Source organism: Paractinoplanes aksuensis (genome assembly GCF_024137025.1).
In the GTDB taxonomy this organism is placed as follows: Bacteria; Actinomycetota; Actinomycetes; order Mycobacteriales; family Micromonosporaceae; genus Actinoplanes; species Actinoplanes aksuensis.
In genome coordinates, this window is the sequence record NZ_JAMYJR010000009.1 from 238764 (window position 1) to 254737 (window position 15974).

At 70.1% G+C, this 15974-nt stretch carries 14 protein-coding genes and 1 pseudogene; 7 read left to right on the top strand and 8 right to left on the bottom strand.

What is annotated here, in order from left to right:
- Positions 1–8: 8 nt before the first annotated feature.
- Positions 9–932, bottom strand: coding sequence for a tRNA (adenosine(37)-N6)-dimethylallyltransferase MiaA (gene miaA, locus M1L60_RS10125; RefSeq protein WP_256516238.1), 924 nt, complete (start codon positions 930–932; stop codon positions 9–11).
- A 160-nt stretch (positions 933–1092) separates the two neighbouring features.
- On the opposite strand from miaA, the gene M1L60_RS10130 reads away from it, so the two are divergent.
- Positions 1093–2301 carry a DUF349 domain-containing protein gene (locus M1L60_RS10130; protein ID WP_253237067.1) on the top strand — a complete coding sequence of 403 codons (1209 nt, stop codon included), beginning with the start codon at positions 1093–1095 and terminating at the stop codon, positions 2299–2301.
- A gap of 219 nt (positions 2302–2520) precedes the next feature.
- Here M1L60_RS10130 and M1L60_RS10135 read toward each other — a convergent pair whose 3' ends face one another.
- Positions 2521–3453, bottom strand: coding sequence for a threonine ammonia-lyase (locus M1L60_RS10135; RefSeq protein ID WP_253237068.1), 933 nt, complete (start codon positions 3451–3453; stop codon positions 2521–2523).
- 63 nt (positions 3454–3516) lie between these two features.
- On the opposite strand from M1L60_RS10135, the gene M1L60_RS10140 reads away from it, so the two are divergent.
- The gene (locus tag M1L60_RS10140; protein WP_253237069.1) at positions 3517–4440 is read left to right on the top strand and encodes a LysR family transcriptional regulator; all 924 of its coding nucleotides are present in this window, start codon (positions 3517–3519) and stop codon (positions 4438–4440) included.
- Here M1L60_RS10140 and miaB read toward each other — a convergent pair.
- The gene (miaB, locus tag M1L60_RS10145) at positions 4364–5848 is read right to left on the bottom strand and encodes a tRNA (N6-isopentenyl adenosine(37)-C2)-methylthiotransferase MiaB (protein ID WP_256516239.1); all 1485 of its coding nucleotides are present in this window, start codon (positions 5846–5848) and stop codon (positions 4364–4366) included. The two genes, M1L60_RS10140 and miaB, sit on opposite strands and share 77 nt — an antisense overlap.
- A 20-nt stretch (positions 5849–5868) precedes the next feature.
- Positions 5869–6267, bottom strand: coding sequence for a hypothetical protein (locus M1L60_RS10150; RefSeq protein WP_253237070.1), 399 nt, complete (start codon positions 6265–6267; stop codon positions 5869–5871).
- 141 nt (positions 6268–6408) lie between these two features.
- On the opposite strand from M1L60_RS10150, the gene M1L60_RS10155 reads away from it, so the two are divergent.
- The 5 genes from M1L60_RS10155 (at position 6409) to M1L60_RS10175 (ending at position 10363) form a co-directional block, all read left to right on the top strand.
- On the top strand, positions 6409–7152 hold the full coding sequence (locus M1L60_RS10155) for an amino acid ABC transporter ATP-binding protein (protein ID WP_253237071.1): 744 nt from the start codon (positions 6409–6411) through the stop codon (positions 7150–7152).
- Between the two features lie 92 nt (positions 7153–7244).
- Complete coding sequence (locus M1L60_RS10160; RefSeq protein ID WP_253237072.1) at positions 7245–8105, top strand: glutamate ABC transporter substrate-binding protein; 861 nt, start codon at positions 7245–7247, stop codon at positions 8103–8105.
- 62 nt (positions 8106–8167) lie between these two features.
- The gene (locus tag M1L60_RS10165; RefSeq protein ID WP_253237149.1) at positions 8168–8842 is read left to right on the top strand and encodes an amino acid ABC transporter permease; all 675 of its coding nucleotides are present in this window, start codon (positions 8168–8170) and stop codon (positions 8840–8842) included.
- 76 nt (positions 8843–8918) lie between these two features.
- Complete coding sequence (locus M1L60_RS10170; protein ID WP_253237073.1) at positions 8919–9809, top strand: amino acid ABC transporter permease; 891 nt, start codon at positions 8919–8921, stop codon at positions 9807–9809.
- 53 nt (positions 9810–9862) lie between these two features.
- Positions 9863–10363: a DinB family protein gene (locus M1L60_RS10175; RefSeq protein ID WP_253237074.1), complete on the top strand. Its 501-nt coding sequence runs from the start codon at positions 9863–9865 to the stop codon at positions 10361–10363.
- Here M1L60_RS10175 and rny read toward each other — a convergent pair.
- The 4 genes and pseudogenes from rny to M1L60_RS10195 all read right to left on the bottom strand — a co-directional run.
- Positions 10337–12097: a ribonuclease Y gene (rny, locus tag M1L60_RS10180; RefSeq protein ID WP_253237075.1), complete on the bottom strand. Its 1761-nt coding sequence runs from the start codon at positions 12095–12097 to the stop codon at positions 10337–10339. The two genes, M1L60_RS10175 and rny, sit on opposite strands and share 27 nt — an antisense overlap.
- Before the next feature lie 380 nt (positions 12098–12477).
- Positions 12478–13383, bottom strand: a complete 906-nt coding sequence (locus tag M1L60_RS10185) for a hypothetical protein (protein WP_253237076.1) — start codon at positions 13381–13383, stop codon at positions 12478–12480.
- Between the two features lie 429 nt (positions 13384–13812).
- Positions 13813–14562, bottom strand: coding sequence for a hypothetical protein (locus tag M1L60_RS10190; RefSeq protein WP_253237077.1), 750 nt, complete (start codon positions 14560–14562; stop codon positions 13813–13815).
- 654 nt (positions 14563–15216) lie between these two features.
- A pseudogene (locus M1L60_RS10195) lies at positions 15217–15837 on the bottom strand (regulatory protein RecX); the annotation flags it as partial.
- Between the last annotated feature and the right edge of the window lie 137 nt (positions 15838–15974).

Genomic DNA, 15974 nt, shown 5'->3' on the forward strand with positions numbered 1-15974 from the left:
GCGGTCCATCATCGCGCAACGGCCAGCGCGTCGGCCACCAGCGTCGGCGCGGCGCCGTCGAGCCAGGTGATCGCCGGGTCGCGCTTGAACCAGGAACGCTGCCTGCGCACGAAACGGCGAGTTCCACGTACGGTGTCGGCCTTGGCTTCTTCCGGGCCGAGTGTGCCGTCGATCTCGGCCAGCGCCTGCTGATAGCCGAGGGCCCGGCTCGCCGTACGCCCCTCGCGCAGCCCGAGCGGGATCAGCGCCCGCACCTCGTCGATCAGTCCCTGCTCCCACATCAGGTCGACCCGCAGCGCGATCCGCTCGTCGAGGTCGGCGCGGTCGACCCCCAGCTGCACGGACGGGTAATAAGGCGTCGGCGACGGCAGCGAGGCGGTGAACGGCTGCCCGGTCAGCTCGATGACTTCGAGGGCCCGCACGATGCGCCGCCCGTTCGAGGGAAGAATCTTGGCCGCCGCTTCCGGATCGCGCGCCCGCAGCCGGTCGTGCAGCGCCGCCACCCCACTGAGGGACAGCTCTTCCTCGAGCCGCGCCCGGACGTCGGGGTCGGTGCCCGGGAACTCGAACTCCTCGAGCACCGCCCGGATGTACAGCCCCGACCCGCCGACCAGCAGCGGCACCCGCCCCCGGGCCAGGATGTCGTCGATCGCGGCCCGGGCCAGCCCCTGGTACTCGGCCACGGCGGCCGGAAAGGTGACGTCCCAGATGTCGAGCAGATGGTGGGGCACGCCGTCCCGCTCGCCGGGAGTGAGTTTGGCCGTGCCGATGTCCATACCCCGGTAGAGCTGCATCGAGTCGGCGTTGACGACCTCCCCGCCCATCTCGTGGGCGAGAGCGAGGCTGAGCGCGGATTTCCCGGCCGCCGTCGGCCCGACGACAGTGATCACGCGCGGAGCTGTCTCGAACGGCACGGAGCCACGGTAGGACAAGGTTTGGACACGGTCATCATCGGGCGCTTCCCCGTAACCGGGTTGGACCTGTGACAATGCGCGAGAAAGAATGCCGTAGAGAAGCTAGGCGTTCAACTGTGCTGTGGCGGTGGTCACCGATCAGGCGAGATCGGGGACGCCGGGAAGACGAGGATGGGTCATGATCGACTGGACAACCTTCGGGCGTGTGGACGCCGACGGCACCGTGTACGTCAAGACCGCGGAGGGCGACCGCGTGGTCGGCTCCTGGCAGGCGGGCACACCCGAGGAGGGCCTGGCCCACTTCGCGCGGCGCTTCGCCGACCTGGTGACCGAGGTCGAGCTCGTCGAGGCCCGTCTCAAGTCGGGCGCGGCCGACGCGTCACACTCGCTGAGCAGCGTCAAGCGCCTGCGCCAGCAGCTCGACGAGGCCCACGTCGTGGGCGACATCGACGGGCTCGCGGCCCGGCTCGACCGGCTGGCCGGGCTGGCCGACGAGAAGGCGGGCGAGGCCCGCGTCGCTCGCGAACAGGCCCGGGTCGAGGCCCTCGCCCGCAAGACGGCCCTGGTCGAGGAGGCGGAGAAGATCGCCGCCGAGTCCACCGGCTGGAAGTCGGCCGGCGACCGCCTCAAAGAGATCCTCGACGAGTGGAAGACCATCCGCGGCGTCGACAAGAAGACCGACGGCGAGCTGTGGAAGAGGTTCGCCACCGCGCGTGACGGCTTCACCCGCCGCCGCGGCGCCCACTTCGCCACCCTCGACGGCCAGCGCAAGCAGGCCCAGACGGCGAAGGAAGAGCTGGTCAAGGAGGCCGAGAGCCTCTCCGAGTCGTCCGAGTGGGCGCCCACGGCCAACCGGCTCAAAGAGCTGATGGCCGAGTGGAAGGCCGCTCCCCGCGCCGCCAAGGAGGCCGAGCAGCGCCTCTGGGAACGCTTCCGGGCCGCACAGGACGCCTTCTTCACCCGCCGCAGCGAGGTCTTCTCGGCCCGCGACGCCGAGTACAAGGGCAACCTCGACAAGAAGCAGGCGATCCTGGCCGAGGTCGAGGCGCTCGACGTCGACGCCGACCCCCGGGGCGCGCAGAACAAGCTGCGCGACGCTCAGGCCGCCTGGCACGACGCGGGTCGGGTGCCGCGCGAGTCGTCGGCCTCGCTCGACCGTCGCTGGCGGGCCGCCGAAGACCGGATCCGCGTGGCCATGGACTCGGCCTGGCGCAAGACCACCCCGCAGGACAACCCGCTGCTCCAGCAGATGCGCGAGCAGGTGGCCGAGGCGGAATCGCGGCTCGAGCGGGCCCGTAACGCCGGCGACCAGCGCCGCATCAAAGAGGCCGAGCAGGCATTGTCGAGCAAGCGCCAGTTCTTGGCTCTCGCGGAACAGGCCAACTAAAGATCAAATTCAATTTCATACGGTACGGAATTCTGGCTCCGCCGCGGATTGACTAGGGGCGCTCGATTTCCGGCCACCCGCCTCGACACGGCCCGGTCCCCGGTGGGACCGGGCCGTTGCCCATCCGACCGCCCCGCCCGCCACCCCTGACCGGACTAAAGGCAGAGCCTCTTTCGCGTTATTGCAACGCCGCGAACTCCCGAGGCGATGACGTTCCGCTCATCTCAGCGCTGCGAGTTCCCGGGGCGACGCGTTTCCGCCGGAGCAGACGACGGCGACTGTGCGGCCCGCGAAGCGGCCGGGGTGCTCCAGGAGCGCGGCCAGAGCGGCCGCGCCGGCGCCCTCGGCCAGGGTGTGGGCCGCGGTGGCCAGCAGGCGCTGGGCCTCGGCGATGCGGTCGTCGTCGACGAGCAGGAAGTCGTGCAGGCCCTTACGCATGAGCTGCTGGGGCAGGTCGTAGCCGCGACCGGTGGCCAGGCCCTCGACGCGGGTGCGGTTGGGGCGGACGCACAGCTCGCCGGAGCGCCACGAGTCGTGGGCGGCCGGGGACGCGGCGGATTGGACGCCGATCACTTCGCAGCCGGGCGCCAACGCCTGCGTGACCACCGTGGCCGCCGCGGCGCCGGTTCCGCTGCCGACCGGGACGAGGATCGTGTCGATGTCGGGGCGGGCGGTCAGGATCTCGTCGTAGAGGGTTCCCACGCCGGCCAGCAGCTCCGGGGTGTCGCCGGGGCTGACGAGGCGGCGGCCGGTGCGCTCGGCCAGCTCAACGGCGTGGGCCTCGGAGTCGGCCAGCACCGCACCGGCCAGGACGACCTCGGCGCCCCAGGCCCGGACGGCGGCGACCTTGGACGGGTTGGCGTTCTCGGGCATCACGACCGTGCACGGCAGGCCGAACAGGTGGCTGGCCCAGGCCATCGACTGGGCGTGGTTGCCGGTCGAGTACGTGACCGTGCCGGTCGTCGCCGACGACAGCAGGTTCAGCGCCCCGCGGGCTTTGAACGCGCCGATGGGTTGGGTGTTCTCGTGCTTGACGAGCACGGTCGCGCCGACGGTGGCGTTCAGCACCGGGTACGACCACATGGGCGTGGGCGACAAGTGGCGGGCGACAGTGGCGGCGGCGACACGGACGGCGGCGTACGAGAAGTCCATGACTTGATCCTGAGGGCCCGGAACCTATTGGTCCAATGCCCATTGTTAGGCGAACCTATAGACATGCTCGATGTGACGCGACTACGGGTGCTGGCCGCGGTGGCCCGGCACGGCGGTGTCACGGCTGCGGCCGAGGCGCTGCACTACGCCCAGCCGTCGGTGAGCCACCACCTGGCCCGGCTCGAGGCCGAGACCGGCAGCCGGCTCGTGCAACGCGTCGGCCGCGGCATCCGGCTGACCGAGGCCGGACGGCTGCTGGCCGAGCGGGCCGAAGAGATCCTGGGCCGGCTCGACGCGGCCGAGCAGGAGCTGGCGGCCCACACCGGGCTGCGGGCGGGACGCGTACGCCTGGCCGCTTTTCCCTCTGCGCTGGGCACGTTCGTGCCGGCCGCCGCGGCCGCGTTCGACGCCGACCACCCCGAGGTCGAGCTGCGCTTCCGTGAGGCCGAGCCGCCCGCCGCGGTGGAGTTGCTGCGCCGGGGCGAGGTCGAGGTGGCGGTGCTGTTCGCCCACGCGGGCGGGCCCGACCTGGCCGGGCTGCGCACCGAGGACTTGTTCGAGGACCAGACGTACCTGGTGACGCCCCTGGCCGTCGATGGCGACCGGCTCACCGACCATCGGGACCGGCGCTGGATCGGCGGGTGCGAACGCTGCCGCGAGGAGCTGCTGCGGGTGTGCGCGGCCGACGGGTTCACCCCGGACATCCGGTTCACGACCGACGACTACGTGGCCGCCCAGCAGCTCGTCGCGCGCGGGCTGGGCGTGACCACGCTGCCCGGGCTCGCGTTGGCCGGCCATCGCAACGACGGCGTACGGGTGGTGCCGTTGCCCGGCCGGTCGCGACGGGTGCTCGTGGCCGTCGCCGGTGAAGCGCCCGACCCGCCCGCGACCCGGGCCCTGGTCGAGAAGCTCAGAGAGCGCAGCCCTGAGTGGCCGGCAGCGGAGCCGGGGCCCCGATCGTCGGCAGACCCAGCGAGACGCCCTTGAGTTTCGGGGTGCGACCGGCCTCGAACGCGTCGCCGGCCCGAGTGCGGCGGTGGCTCAGCGGGGCGCCGTCGGCGTTCAGGTGGTGCGGCGCGGCGTACGTCACCACGGTCTCGACGATGTCGCCGGGGCGCGGGGCGAGGTCACCGGTGGCGAAGTGCACCAGACGGCCGTCCCGGGCCCGGCCGCTCATCCGGCCCGTACGCTCGTCCTTGCGCCCCTCGCCCACCGCGACCAGCACCTCGACCTTTTCGCCGACGAGCCGCTTGTTCTCGGCCCAGGTGATCTCTTCGAGCAGGTCGACCAGCCGGACGTAACGCTCCTGGACGACGGCCTTGGGCAGCTGCTCGTCCATCACCGCGGCCGGCGTGCCGGGACGCTTCGAGTACTGGAACGTGAAGGCGCTGGAGAAGCGGGCCTGCCGCACGACCTCGAGGGTCTGCTCGAAGTCTTCCTCGGTCTCGCCCGGGAAGCCGACGATGATGTCGGTCGTGATGGCGGCATCGGGCATCGCGGCCCGCACCTTTTCGATGATGCCCAGGTATTTCTCTTGCCGGTAGCTGCGGCGCATCGCCTTGAGCACGCGGTCGGAGCCGGACTGCAGCGGCATGTGCAGCGAGTGACAGACGTTGGGCGTCTCGGCCATCGCGGCGATCACGTCGTCGGTGAAGTCCTTGGGGTGGGGGCTGGTGAACCGCACCCGTTCCAGGCCCTCGATCTCGCCGGTGGCCCGCAGCAGCTTGCCGAACGCCAGCCGGTCGCCGAACTCGACACCGTACGAGTTGACGTTCTGACCGAGCAGCGTGACCTCGAGGACGCCTTCTTTGGTGAGGGCCTCGACCTCGGCCAGGATCTCGCCGGGGCGGCGGTCCTTCTCCTTGCCGCGCAGCGACGGCACAATGCAGAAAGTGCAGGTGTTGTTGCACCCGACGCTGATCGAGACCCAGCCCGCGTACGTCGACTCGCGCTTGGTCGGCAGCGTCGACGGGAAGACCTCGAGCGACTCGAGGATCTCGACCTCGGCCTCCTGGTTGTGCCGGGCCCGTTCGAGCAGGGCCGGCAGCGAGCCGATGTTGTGGGTGCCGAAGACCACGTCGACCCAGGGCGCCTTCTTGACGATGTCGCCGCGGTCCTTCTGGGCCAGGCAGCCGCCCACGGCGATCTGCATGTCCGGGTTCTTGACCTTGGTCGGCCGCAGGTGGCCGAGGTTGCCGTAGAGGCGGTTGTCGGCGTTCTCCCGCACGGCGCAGGTGTTGAAGACCACCACGTCGGCCGCCTCGGGGTCGGCCGCGCGCACGTAGCCCGCGTCTTCCATCAGGCCGGAGATGCGCTCGCTGTCGTGCACGTTCATCTGGCAGCCGTAAGTGCGCACGTCGTACGTGCGGGCGGCGCTCTGCGTCTGGCTAGTCATGGCAATGGCCAAGACTACGCTCAGGCCGCCGGTCGCTCGCGCCGGAGACGCCTCTCGACCCCCTCGTCGGTCTCGACCTCGTCGACCTCGACCGATGTCAGGCTGCCGTCCGGCCCGGCCAGCAGGTAGCCGGCCGGGTCGAGCGTGTCGTCCGGAAGGATGATCTCGACCTCGAGGCGCACCGCGACCGCGCTGGCGGCGGTGGACTCAGCGATGGTTTCCGGTGCGAGGTAGACGTCGATGATCGTCGGGAACTCGCCGCCGACGTGATAGACGTCGCACAGGGTCGGCGCGCCCGACTCCAAGGGTCCGACATTGCGCTCCAAAGCACCCGCGAGCGCACCGTGGACCCGGTCAGCGGTAAGGGACGCCGCGGCCGCCCAGTTCCAAAGGCCGCCGGTCGGATCCATGTCAGCCATACCGAACATGGTGGACAATGCCCTCGCTTCGCACTCGCTGTGTTACCGCTCCGTGACCATTCTCGGTGTGAACCGATACAAGGGCCCACATAGAGTGTGCCCATCCGGGTGATCCGCCAGAACAGGGACGGTGGTCCAGCAGTGTCCGACGAGGCTCTCATCGTCCTCGACAAGGTCAACAAGTGGTTCGGCCCGTTGCACGTCCTCAACGACGTGAGCCTCTCCGTCGCCAAGGGCGAGGTCGTGGTCGTGATCGGACCCTCCGGGTCCGGCAAGTCCACCCTCTGTCGTGCGATCAACCGGCTCGAGCCGATCAACGACGGCACGATCACGTTCGACGGCCGGCCTCTGCCGGCCGAGGGGCGTTCCCTCGCGCGACTGCGTAGCGAGGTCGGCATGGTCTTCCAGTCGTTCAACCTCTTCGCGCACAAGACGATCCTGCAGAACGTCATGCTCGGCCCGACCAAGGTCCGCAAAGAGAAGCCGGCGGCCGTCCGCGACCGGGCGATGAGCCTGCTCGACCGGGTCGGCATCGGCAACCAGGCCGAGAAATACCCGGCCCAGCTCTCCGGCGGTCAGCAGCAGCGCGTGGCGATCGCGCGGGCCCTGGCCATGCAGCCCAAGGCGCTGCTCTTCGACGAGCCCACCAGCGCCCTCGACCCCGAGATGGTCGGCGAGGTCCTCGACGTCATGACGTCGCTGGCCAAGGAGGGCATGACGATGGTCGTCGTCACCCACGAGATGGGCTTCGCCCGCCACGCGGCCAACCGGGTCGTCTTCATGGCCGACGGTCAGCTCGTCGAGCAGGCGCCGCCCGCCGAGTTCTTCGCGAACCCCAAGAGCGACCGCGCCAAGGACTTTCTGTCCAAGATCCTCACCCATTGAGACCGGTTCGCGACTCTCCAGCCTCTGGGCGGCCGCGAACCCTTCTCAATTGAGTCCATAAGACACACGAACGACACTCGAGGAGCGACATCATGCGCATCACCCGATTGGCAGCCACGATCGGAGCGCTCACCATGGCGCTGGCCGTGGCCGCGTGCGGCGGCGACGACTCCGGCAGCGACTCCGGCAGCGGCGGCGCGAAGGGCATCGAGGGCAAGGCGGCGGGCGGCAAGCTCGTCATCGGCGTCAAGGCCGACCAGCCCGGCCTGGGCCTGCAGTCCGGCACGGCGTACACGGGCTTCGACGTCGAAATCGGCAAGATCATCGCCAAGGGCCTGGGCGTGCCGGACAGCGGCATCGAGTGGAAGACCACCGTGTCGGCCAACCGTGAGCCCTACATCCAGCAGGGTCAGGTCGACCTGGTCGTCGCGACCTACACGATCAACGACGAGCGCAAGAAGGTCGTCAACTTCGGCGGGCCGTACTACCTGGCCGGCCAGGACCTTCTGGTGCCGACCGCCTCGACCATCACCGGTCCCGAGTCGCTGGCCGGCAAGCGGGTCTGCTCGGTGAGCGGCTCGACCCCGGCCAAGCGGATCCAGAGCGACTACAAGGACGCCAAGCTCCAGCAGTTCGACACGTACTCGAAGTGCGTGACGGCGCTGGCCGGCGGCAACGTCGACGCGGTCACCACCGACGACATCATCCTCGCCGGGTACGCCGCGCAGGACCAGTACGCGGGCAAGTTCAAGGTCGTCGGCAAGCCCTTCAGCGAGGAGCCGTACGGTATCGGCCTCAAGAAGGACGACACCGCCGGCTGCAACAAGGTGAACGAGATCCTGAAGGCGGCGGCCGCCGACGGTTCGTACAAGAAGGCCTGGGACGACACCCTGGGCAAGAGCGGCAAGGCGGCGCCGGAGCTCGACACTTCGAAGCTCACCAACTGCAGCTGATCGTTTCTTAGATGGCGGGGCCGGGCGACCGGCCCCGCCACCCTTTTGATTTGAAGGTGCCGATGGACGTCTTCTCCGACCCCTCGAACCGGGACGTATACATAACCGGTTTTCTCTGGATCCTGAAGCTCACGCTGGCCGGAGGCGCCGGCGCGCTGGTGCTGGGTGTCGTCCTGGCCGCGATGCGGGTCTCGCCGATCCCGGTGCTGCGCGGCGTCGGCACCGCCTGGGTCAACATTTTCCGGAACACGCCGCTCACCCTGATCATCTTCTTCTGCTACTTCGGTCTCTTCTCGACGCTGGGCTTCTCGGTCGTCGACGACATCGACCTCAACAACTTCTGGCTCGGCGTGGTCGGCCTGTCGGTCTACACCGCGGCCTTCGTCTGCGAGGCCATCCGCTCCGGCATCAACACGGTGCCGGCGGGTCAGGCCGAGGCGGCCCGGGCGGTCGGCATGACGTTCATCCAGACGCTTACGATCATCATCCTGCCCCAGGCCGGGCGCGCGGTGATCGCGCCGCTGGGCAGCATCCTGATCGCGCTCTGCAAGAACTCGACCATCGTCGGCACGATCGGCCTGATGGAGTCGTCGAACGCGATGAAGGACCTGATCAACGCGAACGGCAACGCGGTCATCCCGATCTTCCTGGTCTTCGCGGGCACGTTCGCGATCGTTCTTATCCCCACCGGCTACGGCTTCGGCTGGCTCGCCAACCGTCTGGCGGTGAAGAGGTGAGAGAGCGCAGCGAACGAACAATCAGGCTCAGCAGCACACGTGCTCTTGCCGGCTCGGAGCGAAGCGGAGAGTCGTCATGAGTACGGATGCGGTTCTTTACGACCATCCTGGACCCAAGGCCAAAGCGCGCAACCTCGTCCTGACGATCGTGTTCGGGCTCGCGGTGCTCGGGCTGTTCTACTGGATCTACTCGCGCTTCGACGAGAAGGGCCAGTGGGCCGGCTCCCTCTGGAAGCCGTTCACCGAGAGCAGCACCTGGACCGACTACATCCTGCCGGGTCTGCAGGGCACGCTTCAGGCGGCCGCCGTCGCGATGCTCCTGTCGCTGGTCTTCGGCGTGCTCTTCGCCGTCGGCCGGCTCTCCGACCACTGGTGGGTGCGGCTGCCCGCGGGCGCGGTCGTCGAGTTCTTCCGGGCCGTGCCGCTGCTGCTGCTGATGTTCTTCATCTTCTTCGGGGTGCCGTTCATCACCGAGCAGCCGATGTCGATCTTCTGGGCCGTGGTCCTGGGCCTGACGCTCTACAACGGGTCGGTGCTGGCCGAAGCCTTCCGGGCCGGTGTGCACTCCGTGCCGAAGGGGCAGAGCGAGGCGGCGTACGCGGTCGGTATGCGCAAGAGCCAGGTGATGACCCACATCCTCATCCCCCAGGCGGCCCGGGCCATGCTGCCGGTGATCGTCAGCCAGCTCGTCGTGCTGGTCAAAGACACCGCGCTGGGCTACATCATCTCGTACAGCGAGCTGCTCCAGCTCGGCGTCAACAACCTCGCGGCCAACTACGGAAACGTGTTGCAGGCCGCGATCGTGGCCGCCGCGATCTACATCGTCGTCAACACGCTCCTGACCTCGTTCGCGGGCTGGCTGAGCCGGCGCACCCGGCGCAAGGGCCGCGCGCCCCGGGCCGCCGGCGCCGCGACGCAGCAGGCGACCATCGAGCCCGGCCTCGGCGGGGGCGGCGGCGTAGTGTGAGTGTGGTGGCCCCGGCTTGATCCGGGGCCACCACCCTTGACATGCTTTTCCGCATGATCTCCGCGGACGACGTCATCAACCAGCCGGAACGGGTCCAGTTCGAGACGTTTCTCGACGAGCACCGGAAGGCCCTGCACGACTGCCTCGATGACCTCTCCGAGGATCAGGTGCGCCAGTCCCTCGTACCGTCCCGGACCACCCTGTTGGGGCTGGTCAAGCACGTGACGTTCGTCGAGAAGGTGTGGTTCGACGAGGCGGTCACCGGGCGGTCGCGGGTGGAGATCGGCATCCCGGCCGACCCCGACGAGTCGTTCATCCTGGATGATTCGGACACGATCGCGTCGGTCCGCGCCGCGTTCCTGGCCGCTGTCGAAGCCTCCCGAACCGCGGTGTCCGATTTGTCGCTGGACGACAAGCTGCCCGGCAACCGGCGTGGGCCGATCCCGCTGCGCTGGGTCTACCTGCACATGCTGCGCGAGCTGGCCCAGCACTGCGGCCACGCCGACATCCTGCGCGAGCAGCTGGGGCTAACGAGCGAGCTCGGTGACTCGTGATTCCCGCACGACCGTGACCCGGATCTGCCCCGGATAGGTCAGCTCTTCCTCGATCTGCTTGGCGACGTCGCGGGCCAGCACCGCGGCGCCGATGTCGTCGATGTCGTCCGGGCGCACCATCACCCTGATCTCGCGCCCGGCCTGCATCGCGAACACCTTCTCGACACCCGTCTTGCCGGCGGCGATCTCCTCGATGCGTTCCAACCTCTTCACGTACGCCTCGAGGCTCTCCCGTCGCGCACCCGGGCGCCCACCCGAGCAGGCGTCGGCGGCCTGGGTCAGCACGGCCTCGATCGTCTGCGGCTGCACCTCGTTGTGGTGGGCCTCGATCGCGTGGACCACGTCCTCGCTCTCGCCGTACTTGCGGGCCAGGTCGGCCCCGATCAGCGCGTGACTGCCCTCGACCTCGTGGGTCAGCGCCTTGCCGATGTCGTGCAGGAACGCCGCCCGCTTCATCGAGGGAACGTCCAGCCCCAGCTCAGCGGCCATGATGCCGGCGATGTGGGCGGTCTCGACGAGATGCTTGAGCACGTTCTGGCCGTAGCTGGTGCGGTAGCGCAGGCGACCCAGCAGCTTGGCCAGCTCGGGGTGCAGGTCGGTGATGCCGACGTCGACCAGCGCCTCCTCCGCGGCCCGGTCGCACAGCTGCTCGACCTCGCCCTTGGCGCTCTCGAAGACCTCCTCGATGCGGTGCGGGTGGATGCGCCCGTCCAGCACCAGCTTCTCGAGGGTCAGCCGGCCCACCTCGCGGCGCACCGGGTCGAAGCACGAGAGCAGCACCGCCTCCGGGGTGTCGTCGATGATCAGGTTGACCCCGGTCACCGACTCGAAGGCCCGGATGTTGCGGCCCTCGCGGCCGATGATCCGGCCCTTCATCTCGTCACTGGGCAGGTGCAGCACGCTGACCACGCTCTCGGCGGTCTGCTCGCTGGCGATGCGCTGGATGGCGTCGACCACGATGCGGCGGGCCCGGCTGTCGGCGGTGGCCTTGGCGTCGTTCTCGATGTCGCGGACCAGGATGGCCGCCTCGCGCTTGGCCGAGACCTCGATGCTCTCGACCAGCTCGGTGCGGGCCGCGTCGGCGGTCAGCTTGGCGATCCGCTCGAGCTCGCGGCGCTTGGCCTCCTCGGCCGCGGACAACTCCGACTCACGACCGGCCAGCGCGGTCTCGCGGGCGACCAGGTCGGAGTCCATGCTCGCGAGGCGGCGCTCCCGCTCGACCAGGCGCTCGACCTCGTCGGCGTGCTGGCGCTCGCGCTCGTCGATCCGGGCCGCGCGACGCTCGACCTCGGCCGCCTGCTCCTTGGCGGTGGTGTTGAGCAGGGCGACCTCGCGCTCACCCTGGCGGCGGGCGGCCGTGCGAACCTGCTCGGCGTCGGCCTCGGCCTGGCGGTGGGCGTGCTCGAGGATCGTGTCGGCCTCGCTGTGGGCGGCTTCGAGCACCCGGCGGGCCTCGGCCCGGGCGGAGCTGGCCTCGGCCTTGGCCGCGGCGGCCTCGGCCCGGACGGAGGCGGCCTTGGCGTTGGCGTCGTCAACCTTGGCGTTCGCGTCCTCGACCTTGGCGTTGGCGTCCTCGACCTTGGCGAGGGCATCGTCGACGGCCTGGCCCTGGCCCTTGTCGGCCCCCTTGACCTGCAGCCGGCGCATCGCCCGGGCACCGAGCACCAGGCCGGTCACCACGAGGGCGGCCAGGACGACGAACGCCACCACCAGTACCCAAACCAGGGCGGTCATCTCGCCGCGTCTCCCTTCGCCGCCCGGCACGTCGAGACGCGCACGGACCATTTGCGGGATGCCCGACCATGGCAAGACGACCGCGCGCGTCATCGGACCACGGCACCGTGACGGTGCGTGGAGCCGACCGCGCTATGACAGACCCTCGGCCGTTGCGGTCCGTGTGCCGAGGCGTTTATCAAGACCCGCCCGGGGCCTTAAGTGATGCCGTAATGTAATCGGATCTATGTTGTGCGTGTTGCATGCGATGGTCGAACAAACCTTGTGTAACGCGAGGCTAGGTCGCGAGTGGCACTTCGGTCAAGGTTCCATGATTCGGCAGCGGATGGGACTTAGGGCACAGACTTGCTTACCCGCAGCTCACACCACCGGTGGGCAATTCAGGCGTACCGGGACCAGAGATCGCGCATCGGCTCCCACTTCTCACCGAGGCCTTCCTCCCAGTACGCCAGCAGATAGCCGGCGACCGGGGTCTGGGCGTCGTCCCACCACATCCCGCTCACCGTGCGGGTGGTGCCACCCTCAGTGAGACGGTACGCGTACTCCAGGTAGTTGCCGGTGGTCCGGCCCGAAGGAGTGCTTCGTTCCGCCGCCGGGGCGACCCCCGGAGTGAGCGTACGGGCGTCGACGGCCTGCCCCATGGCCTTGACCCGGGCCTTGTCCCGCTCGGCGACCGACTCGTACTCGACGAAGATCGCACTCATCCCGTCGAGCGTGCAGCGGACGCGGACCTTCTCGCCGCCGTTGGGCTTGGGGCGTGAGCACGTCGACAAGTAGGGGAGCCAGCCCTCGGCCAACGTGGTGAGGGCGGTGCCCTTGAAGTCGGGGCTGTTGACGGCGACCTGGTTCTGCTCGAAGACGCCGAGAGAGTCGCCGGCCGTCGAGGTCGGGGCCGGGGCCGGGGCGGCTTCGGCCTTGGGGGCGGTGGCGCGGCCGGCGAAGAAACCGCCGGCGCCGAAGAGCAGCAGACCCACGACCAGGCCGGCCAGCAGCCCGACGAACAGGCGGCTGCGCTGCGGGGGTGGGGACGGCTCGATACGCCGGCCGGGCGGCGCGGCGAAACCGTACGGGGTGTCGGTCCAGCCTTCCTGCTTCTCCCCGAACGGGTCGGGGGCGCCTTGGAAGGGACCGTAGCCACCGCCGCTGCTGGGATAGGGCGGGCCGGACGGGGTGCCGCCTCCCGGATACGAGCCACCGCCACTGGTGGGGTGCGGCCCGCCGCTGGTCGGGAACGGACCGCCCGACGGATACGAGCCGGGGCTCGCGGGGTGCGGGCCGGGGCTCATCGGTTCTGGGCCGGGGCCTGGGTAGGGGTCGCCACCCTGCTGCGGGAAGCCGGTCGGCTGCCCGCCGACTGGATCCGCTGCGCCGTTCGCAGGCGCGACTCCGCCGGTAGGCAGCGCCGGATCAGGGCCAGGCCGCTGCGGGATGTCGCTCGCCTGTGCTTGGCCGGACGGTGGCTGTGGGGTACTGGGGGCGTTCTCGCTGCCGGAGTGGACGGGCGGAATGCCGCCCTCAGCTCCGGCCACCGGGGGCTGGGCACCGATCGGGGCGGTCGGCTCGGCACCCTCCGGGAAGGGACCGTAGCCCCGCATACCGTTCTGCGGATACTCGGTCACAAGCTCACATGTTACCAATCAGTGGCGAACGCCGATGTCCGGCGAAGATCGTGAGCCCGGCCGCGGCAGCCTCACCGCGGCCGGACTGACACCGGATCAGGCCGGGTTCCCACCCTCGGGCCGCCGGCGCCGAGTGACGATCACCAGCCCCACACCGCCCGCCGCGATGGCCGCGCCAACGCCAGCGATGCCAATCACGTTCACACCGGTCACCGGAAGTCCGCCGCCGCTGCTCGAACCGCCGGTACCACCGGTGTCCGCGTCATCGTCGCCATCCGGCGCCCCGCCATCCTGCTCGTCGTCGTCACCGGTGCCACCACCCGTGCCCGGCTCGTCGGTCGGCGGAGTCTCCCCCGGCCCGTCGTCACCCGGCGGAGTCTCGCCCCCGCCACCACCGTCGCCCGGCGGGTTTCCCCCACCGTCACCAGGCGGATCGCCGCCACCATCACCAGGCGGGTCACCACCACCATCGCCGGGCGGATCCCCTCCGCCGTCACCGGGCGGGTCACCGCCATCACCAGGCGGGTCGCCACCGCCATCGCCGGGCGGGTCACCACCGTCACCAGGCGGATCTCCACCGCCGTCACCGGGCGGGTCACCGCCGTCACCCGGTGGGTCGCCGCCGTCGCCGGGCGTGTCGCCGCCGCCGTCGCCGGGCGGGTCACCCGGTTCCTCGTCGTCGCCCGGCGCCTTCTCGCCCACGTTGGCGTCGGCGCCCTTCGGGTCCTCGGCCACGACGACGATCCCGCGAGTGGCGGTCGACGTGGTCGCCGCGCCGGCCGCATGGCCACCGGCGAGCGCCGCAACACCGACCGCCCCCGCCAACACTCCGAGGCGCGCGACCACACGCACACTCCGGTGCCGCGCAAGCTGATTGATCCGCATTTCCCTCCCCCGTTCACGATGCGGGGGACACACGTCCAACGTCGATCAGTCGCTCCCCCGCAACCAGGCGAGCAACTTAGCCCAGATCAGAAGCCCTTCGCCATCCACATAAAGCAAGATGTGGATATCCAGACACTGATCGTTACCTATATTGACCCAGCTCTCCGGCAGCCCCGCCGGGCGCGCGGAATCAACCGCACGGGGTCACTCACTCCGGCTGGCCCACCACCCGCGACCGCTCACATGCCCCGTCGCCCACGCCAACCGCGAGGTCGCGTCGTCGGCGAACGGGCCCCAGCTACGTCGTCCCGCCCGCACCGCCCGCCGCCCATCCCACCCGGTCGGCACGACCCTCGATCGGTCCACGGGACCGCCGGCCGCAGCCCGACCGGTCTGAGAACAATCGGACGGCAGCGAACTTCCACCCCAGCGCGGTAAGCCAGCTGTCGCTGTCCCCTGAAACCAGGGACCGCAACGGCTTGTCCGCGCAGCCGATCAGTTCTGAGCCGCGGCGAGTGGTCAGCGCGAACCACCACGGCAAGGGGTCAGCGCGAACCACCACGACCGGAGCGAGTTGCCAGGTGGCGGCGGGTGCGAGGCCACCGCAGTGGTAGGTCAGGAGGTGGGGTCGGCGTCGGTGGCCAGGGCGTCGGCGTCCAGTTGGTCGGCGAATTCGGCGGCCTCGGCGTCGCGGGCGGCCAAGGCGTCCTTGACCGCGCGGATGGCCACGCCCGCCGAGTAACCCTTGCGGGCCAGCATGGCGACCAGCCGGCGGAAGATGGCGTCGGGCGTGCCGTTGGCCGTGCGGAGTTTGCGGTCGACCAGGGCCCGCGCGGTGGCCGCCTCGTCCTCTTCGTCGACGATCTCCAGGGCCTCGCCGGCCACCTCGGGGTCGACGCCGCGCTGGCGCAACTCGTTGGCCAGGGCCCGGCGGGCCAGCCCGCGACCGTGATGGCGGCTGGTGACCCAGGCCCTCGCGAAGGCGGCGTCGTCGATGATGCCGACCTCGTCGTACCGGTCGAGGACCTCGGCGATCACCTCGTCGGAGATCTCTTTGCGGGCCAGCACCTTGGCCAGCTCGGCCCGGGTGCGCGGCCGCACGGCGAGCTGTCGCAGGCAGATCTCGCGCGCCCGCTCGCCCTCGGTCTGCGCCGGCTGATCGGCCCCTCCCCCGCCCGGCTGCCGTCCGCCCCTGCGACCGCGCCCCCCACCGGCCGAACCGGAGAGGTCGTAACCGCCGACCGAAGGAGTGCCGCCGGCCGTACCGGAAAGGTCGTAGCCACCGGAAGAGGGAGTGCCGCCGGAAAGGTCATAGCCACCCGAAGAGAGGGTGCCGCCGGAAGGGTCGTAACCACTGGAGGGGTTACCGCCCG

What these genes read in the sequence shown, in the direction of transcription:
- M1L60_RS10130 (WP_253237067.1), top strand. Translation starts at nt 1,093, where the DNA reads ATGATCGACTGGACAACCTTCGGGCGTGTGGACGCCGACGGCACCGTG.
- M1L60_RS10135 (WP_253237068.1), bottom strand. Translation starts at nt 3,453, where the DNA reads ATGGACTTCTCGTACGCCGCCGTCCGTGTCGCCGCCGCCACTGTCGCC.
- M1L60_RS10140 (WP_253237069.1), top strand. Translation starts at nt 3,517, where the DNA reads ATGCTCGATGTGACGCGACTACGGGTGCTGGCCGCGGTGGCCCGGCAC.
- miaB (WP_256516239.1), bottom strand. Translation starts at nt 5,848, where the DNA reads ATGACTAGCCAGACGCAGAGCGCCGCCCGCACGTACGACGTGCGCACT.
- M1L60_RS10150 (WP_253237070.1), bottom strand. Translation starts at nt 6,267, where the DNA reads ATGGCTGACATGGATCCGACCGGCGGCCTTTGGAACTGGGCGGCCGCG.
- M1L60_RS10160 (WP_253237072.1), top strand. Translation starts at nt 7,245, where the DNA reads ATGCGCATCACCCGATTGGCAGCCACGATCGGAGCGCTCACCATGGCG.
- M1L60_RS10165 (WP_253237149.1), top strand. Translation starts at nt 8,168, where the DNA reads ATGGACGTCTTCTCCGACCCCTCGAACCGGGACGTATACATAACCGGT.
- M1L60_RS10170 (WP_253237073.1), top strand. Translation starts at nt 8,919, where the DNA reads ATGAGTACGGATGCGGTTCTTTACGACCATCCTGGACCCAAGGCCAAA.
- M1L60_RS10175 (WP_253237074.1), top strand. Translation starts at nt 9,863, where the DNA reads ATGATCTCCGCGGACGACGTCATCAACCAGCCGGAACGGGTCCAGTTC.
- rny (WP_253237075.1), bottom strand. Translation starts at nt 12,097, where the DNA reads ATGACCGCCCTGGTTTGGGTACTGGTGGTGGCGTTCGTCGTCCTGGCC.
- M1L60_RS10185 (WP_253237076.1), bottom strand. Translation starts at nt 13,383, where the DNA reads ATGAGCCCCGGCCCGCACCCCGCGAGCCCCGGCTCGTATCCGTCGGGC.